General features: G+C 60.2%; 5 protein-coding genes. 1 reads left to right on the top strand and 4 read right to left on the bottom strand.

Features of this window, described 5'->3' with window-relative positions; translation table 11 throughout:
* Window positions 1–356 (top strand): hypothetical protein (locus VIH17_14210; protein ID HEY4684388.1); only part of this gene is annotated, 356 nt, incomplete at its 5' end.
* A 279-nt stretch (window positions 357–635) separates the two neighbouring features.
* Here VIH17_14210 and VIH17_14215 read toward each other — a convergent pair.
* The 4 genes from VIH17_14215 to VIH17_14230 all read right to left on the bottom strand — a co-directional run.
* Window positions 636–2,171, bottom strand: coding sequence for an efflux RND transporter periplasmic adaptor subunit (locus VIH17_14215; protein HEY4684389.1), 1,536 nt, complete (start codon window positions 2,169–2,171; stop codon window positions 636–638).
* A gap of 250 nt (window positions 2,172–2,421) precedes the next feature.
* On the bottom strand, window positions 2,422–2,805 hold the full coding sequence (locus VIH17_14220; protein ID HEY4684390.1) for a hypothetical protein: 384 nt from the start codon (window positions 2,803–2,805) through the stop codon (window positions 2,422–2,424).
* A 3-nt stretch (window positions 2,806–2,808) separates the two neighbouring features.
* Window positions 2,809–3,285 (bottom strand): hypothetical protein, encoded by a 477-nt coding sequence (locus VIH17_14225; GenBank protein HEY4684391.1) that lies wholly within the window; start codon window positions 3,283–3,285, stop codon window positions 2,809–2,811.
* A gap of 2 nt (window positions 3,286–3,287) precedes the next feature.
* A partial coding sequence (locus tag VIH17_14230) for a sigma-70 family RNA polymerase sigma factor (protein HEY4684392.1) occupies window positions 3,288–3,721 on the bottom strand: 434 nt, incomplete at its 5' end.

Below are 3,721 nucleotides of genomic sequence, written 5' to 3' on the forward strand. Positions count from 1 at the left end.
GGTTGTTGCGGGATTTCGCTAAACCACAGGACCTTATCGTACTGATCGCAGGTACGGACGGTTTTGGTGCGCAGCTCAGTCAGTTCACGCAAAAAAGTGAAAAGCCGGAGTGCACGATCGCGGATTTGCGGGTCGTCAGCCTCGCCGCAATGTTTGCTATCTTCTGCTGCCATTTAGCTAACCCGATTACGTCAGAATCGGTCAGCTTGAGGATGACCATGACTGACCAGAGTGTAGCACAGCCCGGTGAGGCTAGTAGTATTCGGGTTTCCGTGGCAAGGTACGTAGCGCATTTTCTCCCAGGAGTCCATCATCTTTTCAAGGCAGCCTGCCCGGAAGACGACACCTCGTGGTAGGAATTCCCAAAATGGGAACGAAACTGAACGCCCACCCGCTGGGGCACACTGCGCGACGTTAGCAGGGCGGTTCGCGAACCGCCCCTACGTCTCATTCATACCGCAAGGCTTCGATGGGGTTGAGCGGAACAGGAAGCAAGGAAGTAGGGAGGGTTCTAGTGGCTGGAGGCTTGAGGCTAGAAGCTACAAGAGGAGGGGATCTCCCAGGCGAGAGCGAATTTCGAGTTTCGATTTTCGTTTTTCGCCTTTTTCCTCTACGTCGGCACCCGGCACTATATCTCAGCGTCGGCCCGGCGGGCCTCCCGGGCGGCCGCCAAAACCCCCGCCCGGCGGCGGTGCCATGCCTTGAGCCCGCTGCATTGCTTGGCCGATAACCAGCTCGTCGCCCGCTTTCAGAGCCCCCTCAAGAAGTTCTGTGAAAGTGTAGTCCGTGATGCCGGTGCGTATGCGGACGGGCTCAAGCGTCTTTCCCCTGGTCAGCTTCCAAACGATCTGCCAATCGTCGCTGCGCGACGCGCCAGCCTGACCAGCGCGCCCAGCCGCTTCCGCCCTTCGCTCGAGGAAAGGACGGGTGCCGGTTCCCTCCCCGGCCCGTCCCGCCCTTGCGGAACCGCCGGTGCTCCCGCTAGGCCGGCCGCCTTCCTGAATCCCAAACTTTGCCAGAAGCTCGCGGCGCTTGGACTCCGGCATCTCTGGTTTGTATCGCACCGCCCCGTTCGGCACCTTGACCACATCCTGCGCGGAGGCCACCGGAATAGTCACGTAGGCCGTCATCCCCGGAAAGAGTTTTTGCTCGGGATTGTCAAAATCAATGATCGTGTCGTAGGTCACCACGTTCTGCACGGTATAGGCGTTCATGCGTACCTGCGAGACGCGCCCCCGAAATGTTTCCCTGGGAAAAGAATCCACTTTGAAGCTAGCGATGGCTCCCACCTTGATCTTCCCCACATCGGCTTCGTCGGTCTTGGCATAGACCTGCATCTTGGTGAGGTCCTGCGCGATGGTGAAGAGCGTGGGCGCCGCCAGGCTGGCCGCCACCGTCTGCCCGACGTCCACGTTGCGGCCGATGACCGTGCCGTCGATCGGGGCTTGAATGGTTGTCCGGTTGAGGTCAATCTGCGCCGCAAGGAGGGCTGCCCGGCGCTGGCTGACCTGAGCCTTCGCCTGGTCGAGTTGGGCGTTGGCCGACTTCAAACGGGCCTGGGACTGTTCCAGTTGAGCTTCGACGGCGGCCAGGTTGGCTGCGGCAGTGTCATAGCTGCTCTGCGCCGTATCGCGCAAGGCAGCGGCAACAATCTTCTGTTCAAACAGCTCCGTCGTGCGCTCGCGGTCAATCTTTGCCTGAGAGAGCTGAGCCCGGGCTTTGTCCACGTTGGCTTTCGAGCTGGCCACGTCGGCTCTCGATGTCTCAATCGAGGCGGCGATGCCCTTCACGTTTGCCTGGGCGGTCTCCAGGTCCGCCTGCGCCTGCTCGACTCGCGCCCGGAACGTGGCCGGATCAATCTGAGCGATCACCTGTCCCCTTCTCACCCTCGAGTTGAAGTCGGCGAAGAGCCGAAGGATCGTGCCTGAAATCTGCGAACCGACCTGAACCATGGTAACGGCGTTGATCGTCCCGGTGGCCTCAACCGCCGAAAGGATATCGCCCCGCTCGACCTTGGCGGTGAAGTACTGCACATTGTTGCGGCGGCCAAAGCCGAGGATGACTAGGAGAAGAATCAAGCCGGCTGGCACCGCTGCCGCCAAAATGCGCCGCTTGCGAGATTGTTTGCGATACCACGCCAGAAGTTTGCTTATCCATTCGCCCGGTTTCATGCCTTCTTCTCCTGGTGAGACACCTGGCTACTGCCGTTCCAACTACTTGGCCCTATTCCCCGTCAACTACAACCTGCTACCTACTCCCTACCACCTGCTCCCTACCACCTGCCTTTTCCCTCTCGCGCTCATTTCAACTACCGCTCACCCTCGTAGCGGCTTGCTGGTACGGAGCTGGCGCCGTTTGCCATCCGCCTCGCTCACACACGCGTCTATATAAGTCCCATATTATCAAAAGCTTAGAAGGACATTAGCGCCGCCGCTCTGCGTGTTCGCGGTCAATCTCTCGGATCAACTCCTCAAATTTTACTTTCTGCTCCGGGGTCAGAATTGCGCGAATTTTCTCGCGCCCCTCCTGTCGCGCCGCCTCGTATTGCGGCCGGGTTGTCTCGCTGATGCCCTGATATTTCTTTTTCGTCTCGTCGAGAATGGTTTCCAGTTGCTGGCGTTGCTCCGCGCTAAGCGACAGCTCGCGAGTGAAACGCTCGACAGCATGCTGTCGCCAATCGCCGCGACGGCCGCGGCCGCCAAAGATTCCCCAACCGCCGGCGAGCTCGGAGGCCAGCACGCCCAAGACCAGCCCCAGAGCAAAAACAATCATCAGCCACAACACCGGTTTCCGATTCGGGTTCACAGCTTACCTTCCCCTCTCCACAACCAGCGAGATCATTACCTGGTTGCGGTCAAGATTTTCGAGGCTCCCCGGTTCGGCCAGGACATCCTGGCCTTCAGCAGCCGCTTCCATCCACTGCGTTTGGAGTGGCGGGATAGCCGGCTTCGGCGCGGTCGTGTTCAAATAGATTGCCAGGATCAAAATGGCAACCGACAATCCCCACGCCAACCGCCGCGCCCATGCTTCCATCGGGCCCCAACGTCGCTCCTGTTCTTCCTGTTCCCGGATTTGGGCGCGCAAGCGAGTGTAAAAGCCCGGGGCCGGCTCAGGCGAATCAACAGCCAAAAGGCGCACGATCCGCGACGCCTTGCGGGCGCGATGGACCAAAGCGCGGCAAGCCGGGCAAGTCGCGCGGTGGTTCTCCAGGAGCGCCGCTAGTTCACCGCCAGCCTTCTCTTCGAGCCAATCCTCAAGATGCTGATGAAACTCCCTACACTTCATGCTCACGCCCCTCCCTTCCTGCGCCCCATGCGCTCGAGCGCCTTGGCCAGGCGCTCGCGGGCGCGAAACATTCGGACCTTTACCGTGTTCGGATTCATATCCGTTATTTCGGCGATTTCTTCCACCGAAAACCCTTCCACTTCCTTCAGGATCAAGAGCAGGCGATCCTGAGGGGAGATGCGATCCAGGAGCCGAGCCACAAGGTCGGAGGCCTCGGCCCGGCGCGACGGAGCCGGCTCGCCGCGCTCTTCCTCGGCAATCTGCTCCAACCGCCGGAGCTGGTCATCGTTAAGGTCGGCTTCATAGACGAGGCGCCGCACTCGCTTCTTGCGCAGCCAGTCATAGGATTCATTGACAGCGATGCGATACAGCCAGGTGCCAAATGCCGAGCGGAAGTCAAAACGGCGCAGGGAGAAGTAGGCCTTGGCGAAGGCCT

The organism is Candidatus Acidiferrales bacterium, assembly GCA_036514995.1.
Taxonomy (GTDB): Bacteria; Acidobacteriota; Terriglobia; order Acidiferrales; family DATBWB01; genus DATBWB01.

Coding starts and splice junctions, on each gene's coding strand:
- VIH17_14215 (HEY4684389.1), bottom strand. CDS start 2,171: ATGAAACCGGGCGAATGGATAAGCAAACTTCTGGCGTGGTATCGCAAA.
- VIH17_14225 (HEY4684391.1), bottom strand. CDS start 3,285: ATGAAGTGTAGGGAGTTTCATCAGCATCTTGAGGATTGGCTCGAAGAG.